Annotated in this window: 19 protein-coding genes; 15 read left to right on the top strand and 4 right to left on the bottom strand. The window is 36.5% G+C overall.

Translation table 11 applies throughout. The features are described 5' to 3' along the window. Nucleotides 1-508: 508 nt before the first annotated feature. The 4 genes from FD31_RS08095 to FD31_RS08080 all read left to right on the top strand — a co-directional run bounded on the left by FD31_RS08095 (nt 509) and on the right by FD31_RS08080 (nt 5,356). Entirely contained in the window at nt 509-1,618 is a 1,110-nt protein-coding gene (locus FD31_RS08095; protein WP_057892268.1) for a DMT family transporter, read from the top strand. Between the two features lie 117 nt (nt 1,619-1,735). Further along, the gene (locus FD31_RS08090) at nt 1,736-2,656 is read left to right on the top strand and encodes an aldo/keto reductase (protein WP_057892267.1); all 921 of its coding nucleotides are present in this window, start codon (nt 1,736-1,738) and stop codon (nt 2,654-2,656) included. Between the two features lie 31 nt (nt 2,657-2,687). Continuing rightward, nucleotides 2,688-3,296, top strand: a complete 609-nt coding sequence (locus FD31_RS08085; RefSeq protein ID WP_057892266.1) for an NAD(P)H-binding protein — start codon at nt 2,688-2,690, stop codon at nt 3,294-3,296. Nucleotides 3,297-3,733: 437 nt separating this feature from the next. Continuing rightward, nucleotides 3,734-5,356, top strand: coding sequence for an APC family permease (locus FD31_RS08080; RefSeq protein WP_057892265.1), 1,623 nt, complete (start codon nt 3,734-3,736; stop codon nt 5,354-5,356). A 287-nt stretch (nt 5,357-5,643) separates the two neighbouring features. Here FD31_RS08080 and FD31_RS08075 read toward each other — a convergent pair whose 3' ends face one another. Next, entirely contained in the window at nt 5,644-6,204 is a 561-nt protein-coding gene (locus tag FD31_RS08075; RefSeq protein WP_057892264.1) for a M15 family metallopeptidase, read from the bottom strand. Nucleotides 6,205-6,952: 748 nt separating this feature from the next. On the opposite strand from FD31_RS08075, the gene FD31_RS08070 reads away from it, so the two are divergent. The 3 genes from FD31_RS08070 to FD31_RS08060 all read left to right on the top strand — a co-directional run bounded on the left by FD31_RS08070 (nt 6,953) and on the right by FD31_RS08060 (nt 10,091). Further along, nucleotides 6,953-8,581, top strand: coding sequence for an APC family permease (locus FD31_RS08070; protein WP_057892263.1), 1,629 nt, complete (start codon nt 6,953-6,955; stop codon nt 8,579-8,581). A gap of 122 nt (nt 8,582-8,703) precedes the next feature. Next, complete coding sequence (locus FD31_RS08065) at nt 8,704-9,237, top strand: DUF1836 domain-containing protein (RefSeq protein ID WP_057892262.1); 534 nt, start codon at nt 8,704-8,706, stop codon at nt 9,235-9,237. Between the two features lie 5 nt (nt 9,238-9,242). Beyond that, nucleotides 9,243-10,091: a DegV family protein gene (locus tag FD31_RS08060; protein WP_057892261.1), complete on the top strand. Its 849-nt coding sequence runs from the start codon at nt 9,243-9,245 to the stop codon at nt 10,089-10,091. A gap of 94 nt (nt 10,092-10,185) precedes the next feature. Here FD31_RS08060 and FD31_RS08055 read toward each other — a convergent pair whose 3' ends face one another. Then, on the bottom strand, nt 10,186-10,722 hold the full coding sequence (locus FD31_RS08055) for a PadR family transcriptional regulator (RefSeq protein WP_057892260.1): 537 nt from the start codon (nt 10,720-10,722) through the stop codon (nt 10,186-10,188). A gap of 70 nt (nt 10,723-10,792) precedes the next feature. Between FD31_RS08055 and FD31_RS08050 the strand changes: the two genes are divergently transcribed. Then, nucleotides 10,793-12,217 carry an MFS transporter gene (locus FD31_RS08050; protein ID WP_057892259.1) on the top strand — a complete coding sequence of 475 codons (1,425 nt, stop codon included), beginning with the start codon at nt 10,793-10,795 and terminating at the stop codon, nt 12,215-12,217. A 312-nt stretch (nt 12,218-12,529) separates the two neighbouring features. On the opposite strand, the gene FD31_RS08045 is transcribed toward FD31_RS08050, so the two are convergent. Next, a complete protein-coding gene (locus tag FD31_RS08045) occupies nt 12,530-13,879 on the bottom strand; it encodes a cytosine permease (RefSeq protein ID WP_057892258.1) in 1,350 nt (449 codons plus the stop codon). Between the two features lie 209 nt (nt 13,880-14,088). Between FD31_RS08045 and codA the strand changes: the two genes are divergently transcribed. Together codA and FD31_RS08035 are read left to right on the top strand one after the other, a co-directional pair. Continuing rightward, entirely contained in the window at nt 14,089-15,321 is a 1,233-nt protein-coding gene (gene codA / locus FD31_RS08040) for a cytosine deaminase (protein WP_057892257.1), read from the top strand. A gap of 84 nt (nt 15,322-15,405) precedes the next feature. Further along, a complete protein-coding gene (locus FD31_RS08035) occupies nt 15,406-16,089 on the top strand; it encodes a GTP pyrophosphokinase (protein WP_057892256.1) in 684 nt (227 codons plus the stop codon). A gap of 289 nt (nt 16,090-16,378) precedes the next feature. On the opposite strand, the gene FD31_RS08030 is transcribed toward FD31_RS08035, so the two are convergent. After that, a complete protein-coding gene (locus FD31_RS08030) occupies nt 16,379-16,921 on the bottom strand; it encodes a GNAT family N-acetyltransferase (protein ID WP_057892255.1) in 543 nt (180 codons plus the stop codon). A gap of 144 nt (nt 16,922-17,065) precedes the next feature. Between FD31_RS08030 and FD31_RS08025 the strand changes: the two genes are divergently transcribed. The 5 genes from FD31_RS08025 to FD31_RS08005 all read left to right on the top strand — a co-directional run bounded on the left by FD31_RS08025 (nt 17,066) and on the right by FD31_RS08005 (nt 24,309). Beyond that, nucleotides 17,066-17,527 carry a MarR family winged helix-turn-helix transcriptional regulator gene (locus tag FD31_RS08025; protein WP_057892254.1) on the top strand — a complete coding sequence of 154 codons (462 nt, stop codon included), beginning with the start codon at nt 17,066-17,068 and terminating at the stop codon, nt 17,525-17,527. Nucleotides 17,528-17,769: 242 nt separating this feature from the next. Further along, nucleotides 17,770-19,536 carry an ABC transporter ATP-binding protein gene (locus tag FD31_RS08020; RefSeq protein ID WP_057892253.1) on the top strand — a complete coding sequence of 589 codons (1,767 nt, stop codon included), beginning with the start codon at nt 17,770-17,772 and terminating at the stop codon, nt 19,534-19,536. Next, nucleotides 19,533-21,266, top strand: a complete 1,734-nt coding sequence (locus tag FD31_RS08015) for an ABC transporter ATP-binding protein (protein ID WP_057892252.1) — start codon at nt 19,533-19,535, stop codon at nt 21,264-21,266. The genes FD31_RS08020 and FD31_RS08015 overlap by 4 nt, the downstream gene beginning before the upstream one ends. Nucleotides 21,267-21,854: 588 nt before the next feature. After that, a complete protein-coding gene (locus tag FD31_RS08010; RefSeq protein ID WP_057892251.1) occupies nt 21,855-23,504 on the top strand; it encodes an alpha,alpha-phosphotrehalase in 1,650 nt (549 codons plus the stop codon). A gap of 73 nt (nt 23,505-23,577) precedes the next feature. Then, nucleotides 23,578-24,309: a GntR family transcriptional regulator gene (locus FD31_RS08005; protein WP_057892250.1), complete on the top strand. Its 732-nt coding sequence runs from the start codon at nt 23,578-23,580 to the stop codon at nt 24,307-24,309. Nucleotides 24,310-24,316: the final 7 nt, after the last annotated feature.

Genomic DNA, 24,316 nt, shown 5'->3' with positions numbered 1-24,316 from the left:
ACTGAAGTCTTTTTATAAATCTAATTTTTTTGAAGTGATTGAGGTATATTCAGTTATGGAAAGTTTGTTATTGAAATTGTTGGTAAAAAAGTCAACTAGCACCACACGCATTATTTGGAACAAATTCAATCGTAAATAACGAGAGGATTTGTTTTTTATTTGTGATATAAAAACGAAGGTAATTAAGATAAGTGCATGAAACAAATACACTAGTCGGAGGGAACCAGCACAGATGGGGGTCAGCAGTGATAGTTATGTTATAGCTTTAGCTATTACATAACGGACGTGTTTTGAAATTCGCGTTTTTTGCGAAGTTCAAAACCGAGGTGATAGACCTTGGCTCGAACCGGTCCCACAGCAGACCTCCATCTGTGCTGGTTCCCGGAGACGGTCACTAAAAAAATAATTATAATTTTGTCACTTGAAAACACTTTCATTTTTTAGACCCCAAAAATGAGAGTACACTGAATATATTCACTTACAAAAAAATTGGGGATGACATTAAGTTTTGAATTTAAAGGGTTTTCTTTATATATTGATACCAACATTCTTATTCAGCTCGATGGAAATTGCGTTGAAGATTGCTGGAGGACAGTTTAATCCAATTGAATTGAATTTTATTCGATTCTTGATTGGTGGATTGGCTTTATTACCATTTACAATTCTTTACCTAAAGAAGAACAATGTTCAAATAGATAAATCAGGTTGGGTTAGAATTGCCTTGACTGGTTTTGTAATCGTAGTTTTGAGTATGACACTTTATCAACTATCAATCGGGATGACAAAAGCTTCCGTTATTGCTATCATGTTGAGTGCCAATCCAATCTTCGGTTTGATCATTGGCTTCGTATTTCTCAAAGAAAAATTATCCAGAACTAATGTTTTAGCATTGATTTTGACACTGGTGGGTCTCTTGATTATTATCAACCCATTCCATCTATCCGGGGCTATGGGCATCATCTTAGGACTTTTGTCCTCAATTATCTTTGGTATTTATGGCGTTATGTCACGTGTGTATGGTGGCAAGATTGGTTTAAACGGTCTTTCAATGACTTGTTTAGCATTCTTGTTTGGTGCAACTGAATTAGGAATTTTGATGGCAATCACTCATATTCCAGCAGTTGCCAACGCTATTCCTAGTGGCTTCTCTGAATTCAGCAGAATCCCATATTTCCAAGGTATCAGTCTTCAAACATTGCCATTGATTCTTTACATTTCAGTCCTTGTCACTGGTGTGGCTTTTGGATTGTACTTTGTTTCAATGGAAAAAGTTGGTATCTTACAAGCATCATTGATTTTCCTTGTAAAGCCAGCTTTAGCTCCTGTCCTAGCACTCTTCGTCTTGGGCGAGGCTATGAACGTTAATACCATTGTCGGTATTGTCGTAATTCTATTCGGTTCATTGATTACACTTATGGGCGAAAAGATTGCTTATGGTGTGATGGCTATCTTCAGACGTAATAACCCTGAAGCACATCCACAAGTTGATGAATTAGAAGTTGTTAAAGATAAAATTGAAAATAGCGAATTAGCTAAACGTCGTAAAGCAACGGAAGAAGCTGTTCGTAACTCCTTAGAAGAAAAACGTGAAAGTCGCGAATTATCTTCTGAAGATTAGACTATTAAGATAAGATTATGCGAAATATGCATAATCTTATTTTTTTTGGTTTCATTGAGCTATTATAAAGGTAACGGTTTCAAAACAACCCGTTTGTAATGAGGAGGTCTGATGTTAATGGATGAATTAATTAAAATTGGTAACACAGACGTGACAAGCAAGAAAATTGGTTTGGGAACTAATAAGGTCGGTGGACATAATCTTTTTAAGAATCTCAAGGATGAAGATGGTTATGCCGTCGTAAAGGAAGCTATCGACAGTGGAATTACAACGTTAGATACCGCTTATATGTATGGTGTCGGACGTTCTGAGGAAATCATTGGCGACGTGATCCAAAATTATGACCGGAGTAAATTAGTCATTGCGACTAAGGCAGCGCAAGACCCTGATAATGATTTAAAGAATAATAATGATCCAGAATTTTTGAAAAAGGCTGTGGATGAGGCATTGAAACGTCTCAAAACAGACTATATTGATATTTTCTATATCCATTTTCCAGATGAAAGTACACCAAAGAACGAAGCAGTAGCAGCTTTAAATGAACTCAAACAAGCTGGCAAGATTAGAGCCATTGGTGTGTCTAACTTTTCATTAGCTCAAATTAAAGAAGCTAACAAAGATGGCTTAGTTGATATTGTTGAGGATAATTATAGTTTGTTGCATCGTAATGCAGAAAAAGAGTTATTCCCATATTTACGGAAGAACAATATTTCATTTGTACCATATTTCCCATTGGCATCAGGTTTGTTAACTGGTAAGTATAGTGCAGCTGATGCTAAGAAATTCAGTCAATATACACCAGCTCAATTTGACCAAGTTTTGGCAGCAATCGACCAAGTTCGGAAGTTGGCTAAGAAATATGATGCCACTGTGGCACAAGTTATTTTAGCTTGGTATATGAAGAATCCCGACATTTCAATCGTCATTCCAGGAGCTAGAAAACCAGCACAAGTTGAACAAAACGTTAAAGCATTAAACGTAGATTTAGGAAATACCGATTATCATGCAATTGACGAAGCATTTTCCGATTTCGAATAGAGAGTATTTAGAATAAGGGAGAAATAGTATTATGGCAAAAAAAGTAGTAATTTTTGGAGCAAACGGATTTTTGGGCAGCGAGTTTGCCAAAGCTTTTATTGAAAACGGTGATTCAGTAACAAGTGTTTCCAGAACGGGTGAACCACTAGGTAATGAGGCTTGGCACAAACAAGTTGATTGGAAAATCGGTAATGCTTTATCAAAGGGCTTTTGGAGTGAAAATTTAAAGGGTGCTGACGTTGTTGTTGATACGATTGGTGAATACAAAGAACAACCTAACGAGAATCTAACATTTGAAAAAGTTAACTATCAAAGTGCCTTGAATATTGCTGATGCAGCGGAAGAGAACAAGGTTCCAGTCTTCGTTTATATTTCAGCCGACGATATTCCTGGTGCTAACAAACGTTATATTCAAACAAAACGTGATGCCGAAGATAACTTGAACAAACGTAGTTTCAGAACAGTTATTATGCGTCCAACAACCATGGTAACTAGCGATGATAAAGTTGATACAAGCGAAAAGTATCACAGTATTGGCGTTGATATGGTAGCTTTAGTCGGAATTGATGCTGTGGAAAATTCTAAAGAAAACGTTACATTAGGCATTGATGAAATTGATAATGATGAAGTAAATGAATAATTTAAACTGAAAAAGAACCTTTGTGTAAGGGTTCTTTTTCTGTTTAAATAAGACCATCTCTGAATCTGAGTATTTTTGGAAATCAGTATAGTTTTTGGTTATATATAATGAATACATCATAATTTATATATATAATCATAACCCTAGCCTTCAGGAGAGAGAACTACCGGCAGCAGTGCAGGTGGCGTTGGCGCTTTAGCGCTTACACCACGGGACGAGTTTTGAAACTCGAGGGTTATGCGAGGTTCAAAATCGAGACGAAAGACCTTGGCTTTCGTCGGTCCCCACAGCAGCCGGTAGTTCTCTCTCCTGGAGGCGGCATCCCCAAAAAAACTGACATTATTTCAAGAAAACGTTTTTAAGCTCTATGTATAGAATTTAATAAGTTGTAAAATATATCCTTGTGTTTTATAACTTTTTTTATCGGGGAGCTTATTATGGAAGATTTGGAACCAAAAAAGAGCTACATTAGCTGGCCAATTCTTGCCTTAATGGATTTTGTTACTGTAATTGGTTTTGATGATTTAACTTATAACTTTCAAAACCAAGGTATGGGTGTTATTACTTCATGGATTATCATGCTATTTTTATATGTTATTCCTTATTCATTAATGGTTGGTCAATTAGGATCAGTTTTTAACCATGAAGGTGGTGGTTTAACTTCATGGGTTCGAGGAACAAGCGGGGAGTTCTTGGGTTACTTTACAGCTTGGACTTACTGGGCAGCATCAATTCCTTACGTAGTTGATACAGCAAACTCAATCGTTGTTGGGTTAGGCTGGGCTTACTCTGGAAATGCTAGTTTACAAAGTCATATGTCAAATGGCTGGTTTGCCTTTTGGACTTTGATAACTTTCCTAGTCTTTATTTTTGTTCAATCACGTTTCAAACGTTCATTGGAAGTATTGAGTACAATCGGTGGAATTGCAATGTTTGGAATGACCGTTTTATTCGTTCTGATGACATTTACAGCTTTGGCACGTGGTGGTCATATCGCAACACAACCAATGAATATTCATACGATTATTCCTAAGTTTGATCTGCATTACTTAACAACTATTGGATTGTTGATCTATGCAGTGAATGGTGCGGAATTAATTGCACCGTTTGTTACTAAAATGCGTCATCCTAAACGTGAATTTCCTAAGGCAATGATTATGTTAGCCGTTATGACGGCCTTTTTAACAATTTTCGGATCATTCTCATTGGGTGTTTTCTTTAATGCTTATCATTTACCAAATGATTTGAAGATGAACGGTTCATACTATGCCTTCCAAGCACTAGGTGAACAATATCATATGGGTAATTTGTTGATGTATATCTTTGCCTGGACAGAAGTTTTCTATTTGGCAGCTTTATTAGCAGTCTTGTTGGACGCAATGACAAGAATGTTGATTTCAGATACTGGTGCCAAGTACATGCCAAAAGTTTTACGTAAAACTAATGGTAATGGATTACCAGTTAATGGTTACTTATTAACTTGTGGTTTGAGTGCTTTTATTATGTTACTAGGTATTTTCTTGCCAAGTATGAATGATATTTTCAACTGGCTCTTAAACTTGAACGGAATCATTTCACCAGGTGTTACTTGCTGGATTTTCTTTGCTTTCATTAAGATTCGTCAAGATAGCAAGAAGTACCCATCAGATTACGTTTATATCAAAAATGATAAATTAGCATTGTCAGTTGGTTGGTGGTGCTTGATTGTTACAGCTTTGGCAACTATTTTTGGAATTGGACCACAAGATGTTAAAGTCGGTGGACCAACTTGGTGGTATGAATTAGTTATCAACTTTGTCGCAATCATTGTTCTAATCGGTTTGGGTGCACTATTGCCATACGTTACTCGTCGTGAAGGACGTAGTACAACAGGTTCAGCCTTTACTCGTCTTCAATGGAGTGGGATTTTGGCAGCCTTGTTCTTAACAATCGTTGGTGATTTGTATTTAGGTGGTTCAAATTATCAACATAATATTATTTCAATCGTGGGAATTAGTATTTTAGGAATTATTCTTGTAATTGCTTTTGGTTGGAAAGAATATAATTTGATTGAAGAATAGGATGCCGCCTCCGGGTGCGAGAAATATAGGCTGCTGTGGGGACCGGTCGGAGCCAAGGTCTCCGACCTCGATTTTGAACTTCGCAAAGTACGCGAATTTCAAAACTCGTCCCGTGGTGTAAGGGATAAATCCCTAACGCCACCTGCACTGCTGCCAATATTTCTCGCACTCGAAGGCTAGTGTATTGGTTATATATTTGACCTTTACTAATCTTTAATCTGAAATTTAAAAAGCACGTGATAAATTAACATTTATCACGTGCTTTTTTGAATACAGTAATCTTGATATTATATTTTGTAATCATTTGGATCAGCTGCAGCTGGTTCGTAGTTGTCCATATCTGAATCTCGATAATCCCACCATTCATTTTCATAACCGATGAATCCAGCATTTTGCATGGCAGTATGGAGGATTTGATAATTAATTTCTACTTCTGGTGAACGATGTGAAGAGCGGTAGGCTTTTTCACTGAAATCGTCGAATGGTGTTGGCATCGTTAGTTCGTTGCCGTTTAAATCACATAACGTTAAATCAAAAGTGACACCTTTTTGATGGGAAAAATTAGGGTTAGGCTTGGCGACAAAGGTTGGATCTGGATAAACTTCAAATAGTTTTTCTTGAGCCTTAATTGGTCGGTAAGCATCCCAAACTTTAATTCGATAACCTTGATCCTTTAGTTCTTTACTAGCAAGAGCCAACTTTTCGGCAGTACCGGTTCGAGCAATAGCTGTAGTAAAATCATAGATCACTTGCTTAGTAAAATTGTTAGTAGTGGCATAACGCAAGTCGACAATAATGCTGGGGTCTAACTTTTGAATATTAGTAAAACCAGTTCTTAATTGTGGCATGTGACACCTCCATTTGATATTAATATCATTATATCGAATATAAGATGGATAAGCTGTTAATGTCTATGCCATCTCTAGAATCGAAAAATTTTTATGGATTTATTTGTTAAAACATACTGATTTTATTTTAATAGAAAAGGAGTAATTAGGACAATGTGTTTTATCAATGACTATTTTAACTTGAAAGGGTTATTAAAAGATTCCATTGAGGTTTATATTACAATGACAAAGATATTCAGAAATGATAGACGCTTTGTATATTCTAAAATAGCTATGAACATTTTGTATTTAATAATCCAAATATACGAGTATTAACAAAGCATCCAATCAATTAGCCGGAGGTAAGAAGCAGGGAAACCAGCAGTGGTAGTGGTGTTAGGACTTTAGTCCTTACAGCACAGGACGTGTTTTGAAATTCGCGTACTTGGCGAAGTTCAAAACCGGGCTTCGAGACCTTGGCTCGAAGCGGTCCCACAGCAGGTTTCCCTGCTTCTTACCGGAGGCGGCCACATCTTTCTATATCATAGCCACTTCTTTTATGGTAAAATATTTCGAGTTGCTTAACTTTCCATAATGTACACTAAAAGGTCAATCCTAGGATTGCGGTCATGTCGGGTAAGTAAGCGCTTAAATTTTTTGATATTTTTAAATCATTTTCCTTCTATTTATTTTTAAATATTGTATATTTGAAGTAACCGTTAGGTGAGTAAATTGGAAAGTTGATTTATTTTCACTTGAGGAAAACGCCATGACAGAACTAGATACTAAAAAGAAGTATATCAGCTGGCCAGTGTTGGCCCTGATGGATTTTGTGACAGTTGTTGGGTTTGATGACCTGACTTACAATTTCCAAAACCAAGGAATGGGCGTTATAACGTCCTGGATCATTATGATTCTCCTATATGTTATTCCATATTCGTTAATGGTGGGCCAACTTGGTTCTACGTTCGACGACGATGGTGGTGGATTGACATCATGGGTAAGAGAAACTAGTGGGGAGTTTTTAGGTTACTTTGCGGCTTGGACATATTGGGCTGCTTCAATTCCTTACGTTGTAGATACCGCGAATACGATTGCTGTAGCGATGGGCTGGGTCGTTAATGGCGATGCCAGGCTCCAGACACAAATGTCTAACAGTCACTTTGCATTGTTCACGCTATTGATTTTTATCTTCTTCATAATTATTCAATCCCGTTTCGAGCGTTCGCTTGAAATACTGAGTACAATTGGTGGAATTGCCATGTTCGGGATGACAGTCTTATTTGTATTTATGACGGTAGCTGCTCTGTCAATGGGTGGACATATCGCTACGAAACCTTTGACTGTTCATACGATTGTGCCGACATTTAATCTACATTATTTGACGACATTAGGATTTTTGATTTTTGCTATTAATGGTGCTGAAAGAATTGCTCCATTTGTAACGAAAATGCGCAATCCTAATCGTGATTTTCCTAAAGCTATGATTATGTTATCGATCATGACTGGGTTCTTGACGATTTTTGGGTCATTCTCATTGGGAGTCTTTTTCAATGCTTACCACTTGCCAGATGATTTGAAAATCAATGGTTCCTACTATGCATTCCAAGCTTTGGGCGAACGATTCCACATGGGTAATACGTTGATGTATCTCTTTGCCTTTACAGAAATTTTCTATCTAGCTGCTTTGTTAGCTGTGTTGCTGAATGCGATGACGAGAATGTTGATTTCTGATACTGGTAATCGTTACATGCCAAAATTCTTGCGGAAAACTAACTCTGCGGGATTGCCAATCAATGGGTATTTATTAACGGTTGGCTTGAGTGCGTTCATTATGTTCCTAGGTATTTTGTTACCTAATATGAAAGATATCTTTAATTGGTTACTGAATTTAAATGGAATCATTTCACCCGGTGTTACTTGTTGGATTTTCTGGTCCTTTATTAAGGTCAGAATGAATGATGACAAGTTTAGTTCTGGATATGTTTATATAAAAAATAAAACGATGTCCTTGGCAGTTGGTTGGTGGTGTTTGATCGTGACAGGCGTTGCGACGATTGCTGCGATTGGTCCACAAGACGTTGCCTTTGGTTCATCGATGTGGTGGTATGAATTAGTAATTAATTTTGTAGCCATTATTGTTTTAATTGGATTAGGTTTTGTATTACCATACATAACAAAGAGAGAAAGACGCAGTCAAACTGGAACTGCCTTTACGAGAATTCAACGTCTTGGAATTGGTATAGCAGTTATGGCCACGTTATTAGGCGATTTATACTTGGGTGATGCCAACTTTAATCGCAACATTGGTTATATAATTTTATTAACATCCGCAGGCCTCATACTAACAATAGCTATGGGTTGGCGCGAGCATGATTTAAAGGAGAGTCTTGAATAAGTATATTCAGGGCTTTTTTTGTACAATTTTGAATATTTTTACATCTGGTTATCAAAACTAGATTGAATAGTTAATATAACTATGATAAATTATAACAGTAATTACAAAAGGAGTGCGTACGTATGGATGAATTGCAAACATGGCTTGATAAGATGGAGGCCTATCGTTTACCAAGATTTAATGAACTACCAGAGCTAGATTTATATCGTGATCAACTATTAACATTGGTTGATAAATATATCGGTCCAGTTTGGTTAGAAGATAGTCCTGTTGTCACGACATCAATGGTCAATAATTATGTTAAGAACGGTCTATTGCCTCATCCAGAAAAGAAACGTTACACTCGCGAACATTTAGCTTATTTGATTTCCATTACTTTTTTGAAGCAAGTCGTTTCCATTAACGAAATTCAAGAAGGTTTGGAAGTTCAAACACGACTAAATGGTGGAATCGCTAAAGCATATGATTTCTTCTGTGAAAAGCAGGAGCTAGCTTTGAAGATGCTGAATCACCGTGAAGAGGGGCAAATAATCTCTGAAAAAGATCAGTCCGCAGCTTATTTGTTGGTTGAAATGGTGACAATGGCTTTTGCCACGAAATTAATTACTAAAAAAATATTAATGATAGAAACGCATAATTTAGACGAAAAGAGCTAATTAAAATGGAAAAGATTGCTGTATTGGTAGATTCCTGCTGTGATTTACCGAAAGAATATCTAGAAAAACCTGGTATCTATGAATTACCAATGCAAATTGCTTACCATGAAAAAACTTATCGTGATCGAGTTGAAATTTCAGCTGAAGAAGTTTACCAAAATTTACCTGTTGAAATTCCTAAGACTTCTTTGCCATCAGGTGATTCGATTCAAACAACACTTGATCAAATTGCCGCTGACGGCTATGATCACATAGTTTCAATTTCAGTTTCATCAAGTTTGAGTGGTACGTTTAATTTCTTGAAAGTTTTCCTAGACGAGGATGACCGATTCACATCAGCTTATTTTGACACGAAACAAGTCGCTGTTGCAGCGGGATTAATTGCCGTTGGTGCTAAAGATATGATCGATTCTGGCAGTTCATTTGCCGATGTTACAGCTAAAGTTGCTGAGATGATTACGAATACTGTCGTTTACTTCTGTATTCCCACATTAACTTATTTGAAGGCCGGTGGTCGTATTAGTGCTGCTGCCGCTGCAGTAGGTGGAATGTTGAAATTAGCACCAATCATCACATGTAAGACCGATGGATCATATACAATTGCTGCTAAGGCGCGTGGAATGAAAAAAGGTCAAAAGATGATGTTAGGATTTGCTCAAGATTTCTTGGACGATGGTAAGGATTATCTCTTGGCAGTTGGACACGGAGCTGATGAGGCCGGTGGTCAAAAGATGCTTGATTTATTGCATGACAATAATATTCATGGACAACAAGAATTTCTTGGCCAAGTTGGACCTGCATTGGGGGTTCACACTGGACCAGGATTAGTTGGCATTGGAATTGTTAAAATTTAAAATCAGGGTGTAATTACCCGGTTATACAAACAGACCTAGTAATCAATTTTATCGTTGATTACTAGGTCTGTTTTCGTATTGAGATATACTTCGATTATTTTGATTGGATTTTTAGTTCTTTTTTCCAAAGCTGAATATCAGACTTTTTATTTGCTAATTCCTTTTTTATAATCAATTCACGTCCCAATTGTTCTGGGTGATTGACTACTTCGGTTAGTTCCAATTCCAACTGAGCGATTTCCAAATTTAAAGTTCGTACTCTTAAAGTCAGCAACTGTCGTAGAATCGTGGGATGTTCATGCCCTAGAAAATGTAGACGTAGGATAAAATTGTCGTTATCTAGCATTGTTGTTTCAGGTGAAAGTGGGGTAGTAAGCCATTGTTCAAAAAGATTACGACCATCCTTAGTTAATTGATAAGTTTTTTTTCGTGAGTTAGTCGTGTCCGTTTTTAAGAGACTAATCAAACCGTCTTTAAGCATCCGATTCAATTCGGGATAAATTTGACTAAAAGGAGCTGTCCAAAATTCAGCTTTTTCTTTATCAAAAGTTTGTTTGATGTCGTAACCGGTCATTGGTTGGCGAGTTAAGAGTCCAAGAATCATATATTGCAATGTGTTAGAACGTGCCATAAAAGTCTCCTTTACAATTTCTCACTATGTATTAAACTATATATATTAATATATAGTATTGAGGGAAATTATGGAACAAGTTAAGAATAAAAATCTTACGATGATTCTTTTGGGAATTGGTATCGTAATATTCATGTCTACTTTAGATAGTAGCATTGTCACCGTAGCGCTACCAGTCTTGAGTAAGGCGCTGCATACTAATATGAGTTTAGTTAACTGGGTTGTGACAATGTATTTGATTGTGATGAGTAGTACATTGATGATCTTTGGTAAATTAGGCGACAAGTATGGCAAAATTAAATTTTTTAAATGGGGCACAATTATCTTTGTGGTCAGTTCAATGCTCTGTGCTTTATCAATTAATTGGTTGTCGTTGATTTTAGCGCGTAGTTTGCAAGCAATTGGAGCAGCAATGACAATGGCGACATCTAACGGAATTATTGTGGAAGTCTTTCCAGATAATCGTCGCGGACAAGCTTTAGGCTGGATGGGTTCATTCGTGTCTTTAGGTGGGATCATCGGTCCGAGTTTAGGCGGGATACTTTTGAATTTCTTCCCGTGGCATATTATCTTTTGGCTCAACGTGCCAGTTGGTGTGATTGCCACGTATATTTTGATTAAATATTTACCAAGTAATTTGGATAAAACTTTTGCTAATGATGGCTTTGATTTAACTGGTTCGCTGTTATTACTAGTCGGTTTTACAAGTATGTTCATCGGCATTCTTTTGAGTCAACAATGGGGGTGGGCCGATTGGCGTATTCTCAGTCTGACAATTGCCGGTTTGATTTTGTTAGTGATTCTCTACCGTTATGAATCGAAACAATCTGAACCAATTTTACCCGTATCATTATTCAAAAATAAATGGTTTACGATGCAATTATTGGCCTGTTTCATGGTCTTTATCGTTGATTTCTTCTTTGATGTTTTAGCACCATTTTATTTACAAAACGCTCGAGGGTTTAGTCCGCTATTTAGTGGCTTCTTCTTACTGATTTTTCCAGTTGTTCAGTTATTCATTGCACCAATGTCAGGTTCATTAGCCGATCGACATGATCCATTTAAAATTACGTTAGTTGGATTGAGTATTATTAGTTTCGGTCAAATTTTTTATGTAGTAAGTGGATTACACAATCCAATTTTGATTTTTGCGGTTGGAGCAGCATTAGCCGGATTAGGAAATGGATTATTCCATTCTCCAAACAATGTTTTAGTCATGAGCAATGTGGATGAAAAAGATTACGGTTCAGCCGGTAGTGTTTATAGTTTAGCTAGAACGGTAGGTATGGTTGTAGGGTCAGCCATGTCGACAACGTTATTATTTGGTTCAATGTCGATGTTAAATGGTAGTCGTGTTAAATCATATACATCAAACAATCCACAATTATTTATTGATGGCATGCATATAACTTTTGGCTTATCATGTGTGATCAGTGTAATTTTGTTGATTGGAATTTTTCTTTGGCATCGGAGTGCCAGTCGGGAAAATAGTTAAAAAATTCTGCCGAATGACGAAATGAAAAAGTCGCTGTGAGGACCGGCCCGAGCCAAAGTGCGGTCTCGACCCTCGATTTTGAACTTTGCACAGACCGCAAATTTCAAAATACGTCCAGTGGAGTAAGCGATAAATCGCTAACACCACTACCACTGCTGACTTTTTCATTTCGTCATTCGGCTAGTGTATTGATATGTTAGCTAAGTTTAATAAAATGATTATGATTAATTGGTTTAAAAATATAGAACTAACTATGAAAAAATAGACTAGATATTAAATGAAATTTATCTAGTCTATTTTTGTATTCTATTCTTATTTATTAGTTTTTGTTTTAGCAACCACTAAGTACAAGATTGCGGTAATTAACATGGCTGGGAAGGTTGCTCCAACTGTGTTAACGATGAAGTCAAGCTTGTTTAATACGAGATAACTAATTACACCGATAGCCCAAGTAGCGATGGCTACGAGATTAACGCCCTTTGTATACCAATAGCTACCGTTAGGTGCTGAAAATTGGGAGACGTCGTATTTCTTTTGTTTGATGAAGAAGAAATCAATTAAGAAAATCGCAATTTCTGGTCCCAAGAACATTCCAATCCCATCAAGGAAAGTCTCGAAGGTTGTTAAAAAACTTGCGATATAAACGGGAATAAATGTCATAACTGTGGCGACTAATGTAACAATCCACAATGCTGGTGTTAGTTTTAGTCGGTGAAAAATGTTTGTTAAAGCAGACCCTGCAGCCATTAAGTTAACGGCATTGGCTGTTGTACTAGTAATAACTATAACTAACATTGCCAAAATACCTAAGCCAAGTTTAGCCGCAATTGTACTTGGATCAGCATTGTTAGGGTCGAATTTGTTAATGGTAATGGCTGTAGCAATTGTTGCAATTAAACCGATAAAAGCGAACCAGAACAAACCGATATTTGCGCCCAAGAATGAAGCTGTTGTAGCGGCGTGTTTGTCTTTGGTGAAACGACTAAAGTCAGCAGCTGCTGTGACCCATGCCAAGTTAAAAGCAGCCAGAATATCAACGATTTTTCCACTAGGAAGTTGGAACTTAGCGGCTGGTTGATATTTAACGATGTCATGGAAAGGTACTGTCTTTAAAACAACAACTGATTCCCATGTAACCAAAATAATAACTAAAATAATTCCGATACGTTCGATCCATTTAACTGATTTTTCCCCTAATGAAATCGAGATTAGATGTAGAATGGACATAACGACAATGCCGATGATAATACTGAATTGATTGTGGAAGGAAGAATTGTCCCAACCGAGAATATCTTTCAGAATGAAACTAATTGACGTTGCAGCGATAAATGTATTGATAGCCGCCCAACCGATAAACTGAACAACGTTGACGATTGAAGGGATGATCGAACCTTTAACGCCAAAGGATGGTCGGGTTAGTACCATAGCGGGAAGCCCCGTTTTATAACCCATATATGATGCTAAACCCAATAGAATATAAGAAAGTGAACCGACAACAACTAGTAGCGTGGATGCTTTGATTAAACCAACAGCGGCGATAACACCACCGATATACCACGTCCCGTTATTAGCATTAGCCCCGATCCATGTAGCAAACATGTCCCATTTGGACATTGCTCTTTGGTCGGATGTAGTTGCTTGAATATGTTCTTTTTGTGCCATATTTTTACCCCCATAATATCTTGTGAGCAGTAAAAAAGGGGACTGCTTAAATGAGCAGGCCCCTCAATTTTCAAAATTTACCGCTCCCTTGTCAGCCTCGCTGGACCGCCCTTAAAAAGATCTATATTGCTGTAAGTCTAATTGAGAAATTTGGCATTGTCAACACAGAAATTGTATACTATATCAAAAATTCGAAGGAGTGTATCGCGATGTTATTACAACAAGTCAGAATTGAGAATCAACCTGCTCAAGATATCAGAATCGAAGATGGTAAATTTACTGAGATTGCCGAACATCTAACACCTAAAGATGGTGAAGAAGTTATTGCTGGTCATGAGAAATTACTTTTGCCACCATTCGTTGATCCCCATGTACACTTGGATAGTACTTTGACAGCCGGTCAACCAGAATGGAATGAAAATGGAACTTTGTTCGATGGTATTCGTATCTGGTCAGAACGTAAAAAAGATTTAACGTATCAAGACGTGAAAAAGCGAGCTATCTTAGCTTTAAAGATGCAAGCAAGTCATGGTATTCAATTTGTACGTTCACACGTTGATGTGACTGATCCAAGTTTGAAAGCTTTGAAGGCCCTAATTGACGTTCGTGAGACTGTCAAAGACTGGATGACATTGCAAATTGTTGCCTTTCCACAAGAAGGGATTCTGTCATATCCACATGGGAAAGAATTAATGGAAAAAGCTGTTGATTTAGGTGTCGATGTTGTCGGTGCTATTCCACATTTCGAATTTAATCGTGAATATTCTGTGGAATCGCTCCACTTTGCTTTTGATTTAGCACAAAAAAATGACTTGTTGTTCGATGCACACTGTGATGAAATTGATGATCCTAGTTCTCGTAGCTTAGAGACGATTGCCACACTAGCATATGAAAGTGGTCTAGGTGATCGTGTAACGGCGTCACATACAACCGCAATGGGATCATATAACGATGCTTATATGTATAAATTGATGCGTTTGTTAAAGATGTCTAATATGAACTTTATTTCCAATCCACTAGTTAATATGTATTTGGGCGGCCGATTTGATACTTATCCAAAACGTCGTGGTTTAACAAGAGTAAAAGAATTAAATGAAAATGGTATCAACGTTGCATTCGGTGAAGATGATATTAAAGATCCATGGTATCCAATGGGTAATGGTAATATGTACGATGTTTTAGCAGAAGGTCTACATGCTACACAAATGATGGGACACCAACAAATTATGGATTCATATCAGTTTATTACAACTAATAGTGCAAAAGTTATGCACGTTCAAGACCAATACGGTATTGAAGTCGGTAAACCGGCCAACTTTGTCTTGATTAATGCTCATAATTTCTATGATGCTTTGAACAAACGTGCCGAAGTCTTATTGTCAGTTCACAATGGAAAAGTTATCGGTAAGACTAAACCTGCTGAAACTGAATTATATATTTAACTTTTCACAAATAAGGAAATCTTAGGGGATTTTATTATTGTTTATTTGGAAAACAATAAATTTAAGTAGTAAAAGGATGAATGTATGATATTAGATAGACCGAGTGTTATCAATTTAAAGAAACTTCAAGCTGAATTAGATGGCATTGTAAATCGACCAGATATGGAAGAACTTGCCGACCTAATTAAAATGTATCAGCTTTACCAAGCAGGCCAAAAAGAAATCAGTACCAAATTAGAAAACCTAGATTCTGAATTTCAAGTTAATTATGACTACAATCCAATCCACCACATAGAATCACGCATGAAGGATATGCAGAGCTTATTACAAAAGGCTGAAAGGAAAGATTATGATTTAACTGCCAAAAGTATTGAAGCTAATATTTATGATATTGCTGGGATTCGAGTAATTACTAATTACATTGATGATATTTATAATGTGGAAAAGTTATTGATTGATCAAACCGATGTGACACTCTTGAAACGAAAGGATTATGTTGAACATCCTAAAGAGAGTGGTTATCGTAGTTTACATATTGTTGTTAAAGTACCAGTTTTTCAAGCGAGTGGTGCAGTTGATGTTCCAGTTGAGATTCAAATCAGAACTGTCGGCATGGATATGTGGGCTAGTTTAGAACATAAATTGCGTTACAAAACAGATGCTAAACCGGAATTAGTTGATAAATATGGTGACCGTTTGAAAGGTTACGCTGAAGAATTGGAACAAATTGAACGTGGCATGCAAGGCATTCATAAAGAATTGATTTAGGCTATTAACTGAAGGTTGAATATGCTGTGGAGAAGGTAATAGGTCCCCACAGCGACCTAAATTTCTTGCTTCTTCCGGCTAGTTTATGTTTTGTTTTTGATTAAATGTAAATAAATTTGATTATTTTTAGTAAATGATGACTAGAATAGCAAGACTTCAAGTACGTTTTAATTCTTTCAATCTTTAGCTATTAAATAAAAGAAGGTTCTGACCATCCTCTAGTTAAGGATGATTAGAACCTTTTTTACGTGGATAAGTTCGAAATATTTGTATCTTGATATAAAAAAATTTAAACAGCTTGTTCTTGATTATTGTTCAATAGCCAATCTGCTTTAGTTAATTCATAAGCCATAACTTGGCGAACCTCACCGGTGTGTGGAGATGGGAATGTTCCGATAGAACCAAGGTCGTTCATGCCCATTTTCTTCATAACTTTGCCAGAACGGGGATTGAGGCTAGCGTAATGTGCTTCGATACGGTCAAAGTTGAGCACATTGAAGCCGTAAGCCATCATACCGCTGCCAACTTCAGCGACATAACCTTTCCCCCAGGCACTTTGAGCTAAAGCATATGTTAAAATGCCAGTCGTTTCTTCAGGATGGAATTCATAGAAACCGATCAACTTATGTTCATCTTTTGTTTCGATTCCAAATGTATAAGCCGTATTCAAAAAATGGCTTTCAAAAATCGCAGTGAAATTAGTTGGCGTTTTGACGTCACGATAGCGTGTGTATCGAACGACTGCTGGGTCCAACAAAATCGCTTCTAATTCATCATGGTCCGTTACTTTGATCGGACGAATGATTAATCTCTCTGTTATAATTTGACGCATCCTTTTTTTCTCCAAATCTTAAATTAGAATTTGAATATAAACTATTATTCCGTCGCTGTAAACAATTTTATTTCGAAAAAAACGTTGACTTTGAAATTTAAAGAGATTAATATAGTTCGCATACGAACAAACGAGGTGAATAAAATGTTTGATCCCAAAGATATGATTGCTTTTAATATTAGAGATGTGTCACAACATATTTTTCATTATATTCATGATGAAAGAAGTAAACATGGTGATAATCCCTTCGTAGATAATCATGCCAGTGATCGAATCTCACGTTTGCAAGGGATGGCAGTGGGTTTTGTACATAGTCATCGAGACCAGGTCATTCAAAAGGACTTGGAAGAAGGTATGCGGATTAGCAAATCTACAGCCAGTGGATTAGTTCAACGCATGGTCAAAAATGGTTTGTTATATACGACACCTGATGAAAATGATGCTCGAGTAAAGTGTCTGCATCTGACAAGCTATGCAGAGGATATTATGCAAGAAATTGATAAGTCAGTTACCGCAACAGAGATTAAATTGCGTCAAGGCATTTCAAATGAAGATCTAGCCACGTTTTTTAAAGTGCTTAATCAGATAAAAGAGAATACTAAGTAACGTGTAGTGATAGTAGTTTATTGTTTAGTTTAGTGATTTTGTATGAGTATATCCTATTTTTCCAAGTGATTATGGAAAAACTACGACAAATTGTTATTCATTAATAAGAAACTAGCTGGAAAGAACAAGAATTTAGGTCCCCACAGCGACCTAAATTTCTTGTTCTTGGAAGCGGCATATTTAACTATCAAAAGCGTTTTTTTAATGTAATAGTTCGTATGCGAACTAGAGGAGGAAAATTAATGATCAAATTATTTAAACGATTGAATAAAAAAGAATATTCAATGATTGGTATTAGTTTAATTTTTATCATTTTACAAGTTTGGTTGGAATTAGCAATTCCTAGTTACATGTCTACAATTACCGAAAAATTGGAACAATCGGGTACAACGGTTAACCAAATTTTACAACCAGGGATGATGATGATCCTATTTTCAGTTTTGAGTGCTGTGGCATCAATCATCGTCGGGTACTTCGCGGCACACGTTGCTGCTGGTTTTACGGCTCGATTGCGAAAAGATGTTTTTAATCAAGTTATGGATTATTCCACACAAGATATTAAGAAGTTTTCTGTTTCAAGTTTGTTAACACGTTCAACGAATGACTTGACCCAGTTACAACAATTTATCGCAATGGGTCTACAAGTTATTATTAAAGCGCCAATTACAGCCATTTGGGCAATTACTAAAATAGCCAACAAAGGCTGGCAATGGACGACTGCCACAGCCGTTGCCGTTGTAGTTTTAATTGTCATGTTGACGTTTATTTTATTAATGGTTCAACCAAAGTTTAAAAAAGTTCAGAGTTTAACTGATCGTTTGAACTTGGTTACGCGTGAGAACTTGTCAGGTATTCGTGTGGTTCACGCCTATAATGCTGAAGATTATCAAAATCAAAAATTTAATAAAGCTAATAAAGATTTAACTGATACTAATTTATTTGCCAATCGTGTCTTGGCACTAATGAATCCAGGTATGAGTTTTATCTCAAGTACCTTAACGTTAGCTGTTTACGGCATTGGTGCCATTATTATTAATCAAGCAACTATGGGCAGTGCCCGTTTGACTTTGTTTAGTAATATGATTGTTTTCTCATCTTATGCGATGCAAGTTATCTTAGGATTCTTACTATTGTCGATTATTTTCATCCTCTTGCCACGTGTTACTGTTTCAGTAGCCAGAATTAATCAAGTTTTGGATGTTAAACCATCAATCGAACAACCAAAAGAAACAGCACAAGAGCCAACTCAAAAGGGTACTTTAGAATTCAAAAATGTCAGTTTCCGTTACCCAGAAGCTGAAGCAGATGCAATTCAGAACCTTAATTTCAAAGCCACAGCTGGTCAGACTATTGCCTTCATCGGTTCCACTGGTAGTGGTAAATCAACTGCCATGAATTTAATTCCACGCCTTTATGATGTGACTGCTGGGCAAGTTCTAGTCGATGGTGTTGATGTAAAAAATTACGCCACAGAGGATTTGAACAAACGGATTGGTTACATTCCGCAAAAAGCTGTCTTATTCAGCGGCTCCATTCGTTCTAACATTGATTTCGGAACATCTGGTACAAATGGTCAGAAGTCGGATGATGACCTTTATAACGCCTTAGATGTGGCTCAATCAAGAGACTTTGTTGAAGAAAAAAATAAAAAATTGGATGCTAAAGTAGCTCAACATGGTGATAATTTCTCTGGCGGTCAAAAACAACGTTTGGCAATCGCTCGTGCCATCGCTAGAAAACCTGAAATTTTACTTTTTGATGATTCCTTCTCAGCACTTGATTATGAAACTGATCAAAAGTTACGAACAGCATTGAAAGAACAAGCAGCTCAGACGACGAAAGTTATTATTGCTCAACGAATCAGTACGATTATGGACGCTGATTTAATCGTAGTTTTAGATGATGGCAAAGTTGCTGGCATGGGTACACACGAAGAATTATTGAAGAATAATGAAGTTTATCAAGAAATTGCTTACTCACAACTATCAAAGGAGGAACTAGCTGAATGAAAGTAATCAATGGTATTAAAAAATATGGTTCAGAATATTTAGTTCCACTTATCATTGCGATTGTTTTTGCAATGGCAGGTAGTATTTTAACAATTATTGGTCCAGATCAGTTGAGTAAAATCACTGATTTAATTACTAAAGGTTTGGTTGGTAATATCAACTTGACTAAAGTGATGCACATTGTTGTGATGCTAGCACTCATTTACGTTGCAGCAGCGATTCTCTCTTATGGCCAAGGTTTTATTATGGCGACAATCACTCAAAAGTTTACTCAAAAATTACGTACGAAAATTACTGAAAAAATTAATAACTTACCATTACAATATTTTGATACTCATAACGAAGGTGATACCCTCAGTCGAGTTACCAATGACTTAGATACAGTCGGTCAATCTCTAAACCAAAGTTTGGGAATCTTAGTTTCTGCCGTTACGTTGTTGATTGGTAGTATTGTAATGATGTTTACGACTAACGCTACTTTGGGATTGACAGCAGTGTTATCAGTTTTACTGGGTTTTGTTTTGACATTAGTTTTGATTACCCGTTCACAAAAATACTTCTACAATCAACAAAATAAACTAGCTGATGTATCAAGTTATTTGGAAGAGATTTATACAGGACACGCCGTTGTTAAAACTTACAATTACACTAATCAAGCTAAAGCAGAATTTAATCAATTGAACGATGATTTACAAGATAATGTTTGGAAGTCACAATTTTTATCAGGTATTATGCAACCATTAATGAACTTTATTGGAAATTTTGGTTACGTAATGGTCAGTGTCGTCGGTGCCATTTTAGTATTGAACGGTCACATAACCATTGGTGTAATTGTGGCATTCATGATTTATGTACGACTCTTTACCCAACCGTTATCACAAATTACTCAAGCATTTTCAAGTTTACAGTCAGCTCAAGCAGCAATGAATCGAGTATTTGGATTTTTGAATGAAACAGAAGTAGTTGATGAAGATAATGAAAAACAAGCTTTGTCAGGCACCAAAGGTAACGTCGAATTTGATGATGTCGAATTCGGTTACTTACCAGATCAAAAAATTATCAAAGATTTTTCACTTCAAGCTAAAGCTGGCCAAAAGATTGCTATCGTAGGACCAACTGGCTCTGGTAAAACAACGACCGTTAATTTATTGATGCGTTTTTATGATATGAATAGTGGAAAAATCAAAATTGATGGCGTCGATATAACGAAGATGAAACGCTCAGAAGTCAGAAAACAATTCGATATGGTCTTGCAAGATGCGTGGTTATTCGAAGATACTGTCCGCAATAACTTAGTTTATAATCAAACAGGCGTTACAGATGAACAAATTAAGGCTGCAACAAAGGCAGTTGGATTGGATCACTTTATTGAAACATTGCCTAATGGTTATGACACAGTTTTGAACGATGCGGTCAGTTTATCAGTCGGACAAAAACAATTGTTGACCATCGCCCGAGCATTAATCAGAAATGCCCCAATGTTAATCTTAGATGAAGCAACTAGTTCGGTTGATACAAGAACAGAAGAACAAATCCAGCAAGCGATGGATATATTAATGAAGAATCGGACATCATTTGTCATTGCTCACCGACTTTCAACTATTAAAAATGCTGATTTAATCGTAGTAGTTAAAGATGGTGAAATTATCGAACGAGGAACACATGAAGAACTAATGTCTGAAAAAGGCTTCTATGCCAATATGTACAACAGTCAATTTACTAAAGAATAGAATTTAAAAGGAACGAAAGCGTGTCCCAATGTGGTCAGCTTTCGAACATTAAGACAAAAAAGACTAGTAATCCAATTTGGGGGATTGCTAGTCTTTTACTGTTGTTTCGCTAACCAAGTTTTAGAACTGAAGATAGTCAGTAAGTTATACAACATATTGTGCAGGTTAATTCATTACTAAAATATTAGTTTCAATTACAATGGATAGTTTGGCCTAAAAAGCAACAAAATAGTCGGAAGAGCTGAGAAATAGCAGCTGGCAGTGAAAGTGGTGTTAGTACAGGTGGTTTTCCTGTGCTTACAGCACCGGGCGTGTTTGGAGACTCGCGTTTTTTGCGAGGCTTCAAACCGAGACATGAGACCTTGGCTCATGTCGGTCCGCACAGCCAGTTGCTATTTCTCAGCTCTGGAGACGGCAAAATTAAAAAAAATTAAAATCAACAAATTACGAAATAATAGCTATCAGGCCACCATTAAGAGCAATATTTTTAAAAATTTCAAAAAATCAAATTGTTGACAGGTGTCTAAACATATTATAAACTTGACCGCGTCAAGTAGGCTTAAATTAATATTGAGGAGTTCTGACTAAATGAAGGAATGGAAAAAAGAAACTGTTTATCAAATCTATCCACGCAGTTTCCAAGATTCAAATGGAGATGGAATTGGTGATATCAACGGGATTATTTCCCGCTTAGATTATTTAAAGGAACTAGGTATTGGTTTGATTTGGCTAACACCGATGTATCGTTCACCAGGCAACGATAATGGTTATGATATCGCCGATTATTATCAAATTGATCCAGTTTTTGGTTCGATGGATGACTTCGAGAGGATGCTAAACGAAGCACATAAACGTGGTATCAAGATTATCATGGATATGGTATTGAACCATACTTCAAATGAGAACCGTTGGTTCCAAGAAGCGTTGAAGTCAAAGGATAATCCTTATCATGACTTCTATATTTGGCGTGACCCTGTTGATGGACACGAACCTAATAATTGGGTTTCCAAATTCAGTGGCAGTGCGTGGGAATATGTTCCTGAATTAGATCAGTATTATTTGCATCTCTATGATGTTACGATGCCTGATTTAAATTGGCGTAATGAAAAATTACGTGCTGAAATTTTTAAAATGCTAACATATTGGGCAACCAAGGGTATCGACGGTTTCCGTTTGGATGTTATTAACAATATTTCCAAGGACAAGAATTTACCAAATGATACTTTCAAAACACCATTAGATGATGGTCGTAACTTCTATACCAATGGTCCACACGTGCACGAGTACATTCATGAAATGTATGAGAAAGTCTTTGGACCAAATAAGTTTGTTACTGTTGGTGAATTATCATCAACACCTATTTCAGAAGCAGTTAAGTATACCAATCCTAAACGTCAAGAACTTTCAATGGCTTTTACCTTCCACCATGTGAAAGTTGATTATACTGGTGGTAGCAAGTGGACGTTGGGACATTATAAATTAACTGATTTGACAAAAATCTTGAGTGATTGGCAAGTTAAGATGAATCGCCAAGGTGGTTGGAATGCCTTGTTCTGGAATAATCACGACCAACCGCGTGCCATTTCACGTTTTACTGATGATGATAAATATCGTGACCAGTCAGCTAAATTGTTGGCAATGGTCGAATTTGGCTTGCAAGGAACACCTTATATTTATCAAGGTGATGAGATTGCGATGAAGAATGCCTATTTTACTGATATTAGTCAGTATCAGGATCATGAATCAATTAATGCTTATCATGAATTAATTAATGAAGGTGTTGACGAAAAATTAGCAATTAAGATTTTGCAACAAAAGTCCCGTGAGAATTCTCGTCTACCAATGCAATGGGATTCAAGTAAGTATCATGGCTTTACAACTGGCCAACCATGGTTAAAACCACTACATCATGACGATTATTCTGTAGAAAAAGTCCTCAAAATGAAAAATAATGTCTTTAATTTCTATCGTGCATTGATTTTCTTGCGTAAAAATAAGGTATTATTAACAGATGGGGCGTATAAATTGTTAGATGCCCATGATAATAGCGTTTATAGCTATGAAAGATATGATGATAAAGGTAAAATTTTAATAATGGCTAATTTTACTGCTGAAACTCAAAAGAGAACAATTGCTGATAACTTCGACTTGTTGTTGGGGAACTATGAGGACGTTGAAATGAGCAAGGGAACAGTAACTTTACGACCATATGAATCTGTAATGCTACAAGATAAGTAACACTGTGAGGGGTGTTACATTATTTTCATCAGAGGGTATTTTAATAAATTGCAGGACCAATTGAGGAGACAACATGCCAAAGAACTTATATTCAGATATATACCATATACTAAAAGGTGAAATTGATAGTAACGTTTATCCACCAAAATCAATTTTGCCAGGCGAGGAAGATCTATCAGCTCGTTTTAGCGTGACCAGAAATACCATTCGTCGCGCTCTAAAAAAATTACAAGCAGACGGACTAGTTTATACCGTAAAAGGCCGTGGCGTAGTTGTTTTGGAGCCAATTGTTGACAACCGAGTTATTTTCTCAGCTGCCAATCATTTTGGGTTCCAAGATTTAATGAGTTTTCCACAAAATAAATTCATTAAACAGTTAACAACGAAAGTTCTGGAATTTAAAGAAGTCGAAATCGATGATTCACTTTCAAGTCATACATCATTTACAGTTGGTGACAAAGCTTATTACGTTGAGCGTTTACGAATGGTTAATGGAAAAGCAATGGCTATTGATACAAGTTATTTTAGAAAAGATAGTGTACCTAATTTGTCAGCAATTGATGCTGAAGGTTCAATCTATCAATATATTCGTGATGAAAATCTCTTCAAGATTGCCGCAGCTCGTTCAATTGCTTCTGTAGAAACAGCAACCGAAAAGGAATTTAAGAATTTGGATTTGGAAGATGCTAATTGTGTGGGTGTATTGAAAAAGTATGTCTATACTGATTTAGGTAATCTCTTTGAATGTACAGAAACAAAATATATTCCTAATCATTATTCATTAGTTGGATTTGAATCGTATTAGGATTTTG

This window comes from Companilactobacillus nantensis DSM 16982 (assembly GCF_001435815.1).
Taxonomy (GTDB): domain Bacteria; phylum Bacillota; class Bacilli; order Lactobacillales; family Lactobacillaceae; genus Companilactobacillus; species Companilactobacillus nantensis.
Note: the sequence above shows the minus strand (reverse complement) of the source record. Positions and strands in the feature narration are given on the sequence as shown.

Bases quoted from the DNA above. Each gene is read 5' to 3' on its own strand.
- FD31_RS08090 (WP_057892267.1), top strand. From the start codon at position 1,736: ATGGATGAATTAATTAAAATTGGTAACACAGACGTGACAAGCAAGAAA.
- FD31_RS08085 (WP_057892266.1), top strand. From the start codon at position 2,688: ATGGCAAAAAAAGTAGTAATTTTTGGAGCAAACGGATTTTTGGGCAGC.
- FD31_RS08080 (WP_057892265.1), top strand. From the start codon at position 3,734: ATGGAAGATTTGGAACCAAAAAAGAGCTACATTAGCTGGCCAATTCTT.
- FD31_RS08075 (WP_057892264.1), bottom strand. From the start codon at position 6,204: ATGCCACAATTAAGAACTGGTTTTACTAATATTCAAAAGTTAGACCCC.
- FD31_RS08070 (WP_057892263.1), top strand. From the start codon at position 6,953: ATGACAGAACTAGATACTAAAAAGAAGTATATCAGCTGGCCAGTGTTG.
- FD31_RS08065 (WP_057892262.1), top strand. From the start codon at position 8,704: ATGGATGAATTGCAAACATGGCTTGATAAGATGGAGGCCTATCGTTTA.
- FD31_RS08060 (WP_057892261.1), top strand. From the start codon at position 9,243: ATGGAAAAGATTGCTGTATTGGTAGATTCCTGCTGTGATTTACCGAAA.
- FD31_RS08055 (WP_057892260.1), bottom strand. From the start codon at position 10,722: ATGGCACGTTCTAACACATTGCAATATATGATTCTTGGACTCTTAACT.
- FD31_RS08050 (WP_057892259.1), top strand. From the start codon at position 10,793: ATGGAACAAGTTAAGAATAAAAATCTTACGATGATTCTTTTGGGAATT.
- FD31_RS08045 (WP_057892258.1), bottom strand. From the start codon at position 13,879: ATGGCACAAAAAGAACATATTCAAGCAACTACATCCGACCAAAGAGCA.
- codA (WP_057892257.1), top strand. From the start codon at position 14,089: ATGTTATTACAACAAGTCAGAATTGAGAATCAACCTGCTCAAGATATC.
- FD31_RS08035 (WP_057892256.1), top strand. From the start codon at position 15,406: ATGATATTAGATAGACCGAGTGTTATCAATTTAAAGAAACTTCAAGCT.
- FD31_RS08030 (WP_057892255.1), bottom strand. From the start codon at position 16,921: ATGCGTCAAATTATAACAGAGAGATTAATCATTCGTCCGATCAAAGTA.
- FD31_RS08025 (WP_057892254.1), top strand. From the start codon at position 17,066: ATGTTTGATCCCAAAGATATGATTGCTTTTAATATTAGAGATGTGTCA.
- FD31_RS08020 (WP_057892253.1), top strand. From the start codon at position 17,770: ATGATCAAATTATTTAAACGATTGAATAAAAAAGAATATTCAATGATT.
- FD31_RS08015 (WP_057892252.1), top strand. From the start codon at position 19,533: ATGAAAGTAATCAATGGTATTAAAAAATATGGTTCAGAATATTTAGTT.
- FD31_RS08010 (WP_057892251.1), top strand. From the start codon at position 21,855: ATGAAGGAATGGAAAAAAGAAACTGTTTATCAAATCTATCCACGCAGT.
- FD31_RS08005 (WP_057892250.1), top strand. From the start codon at position 23,578: ATGCCAAAGAACTTATATTCAGATATATACCATATACTAAAAGGTGAA.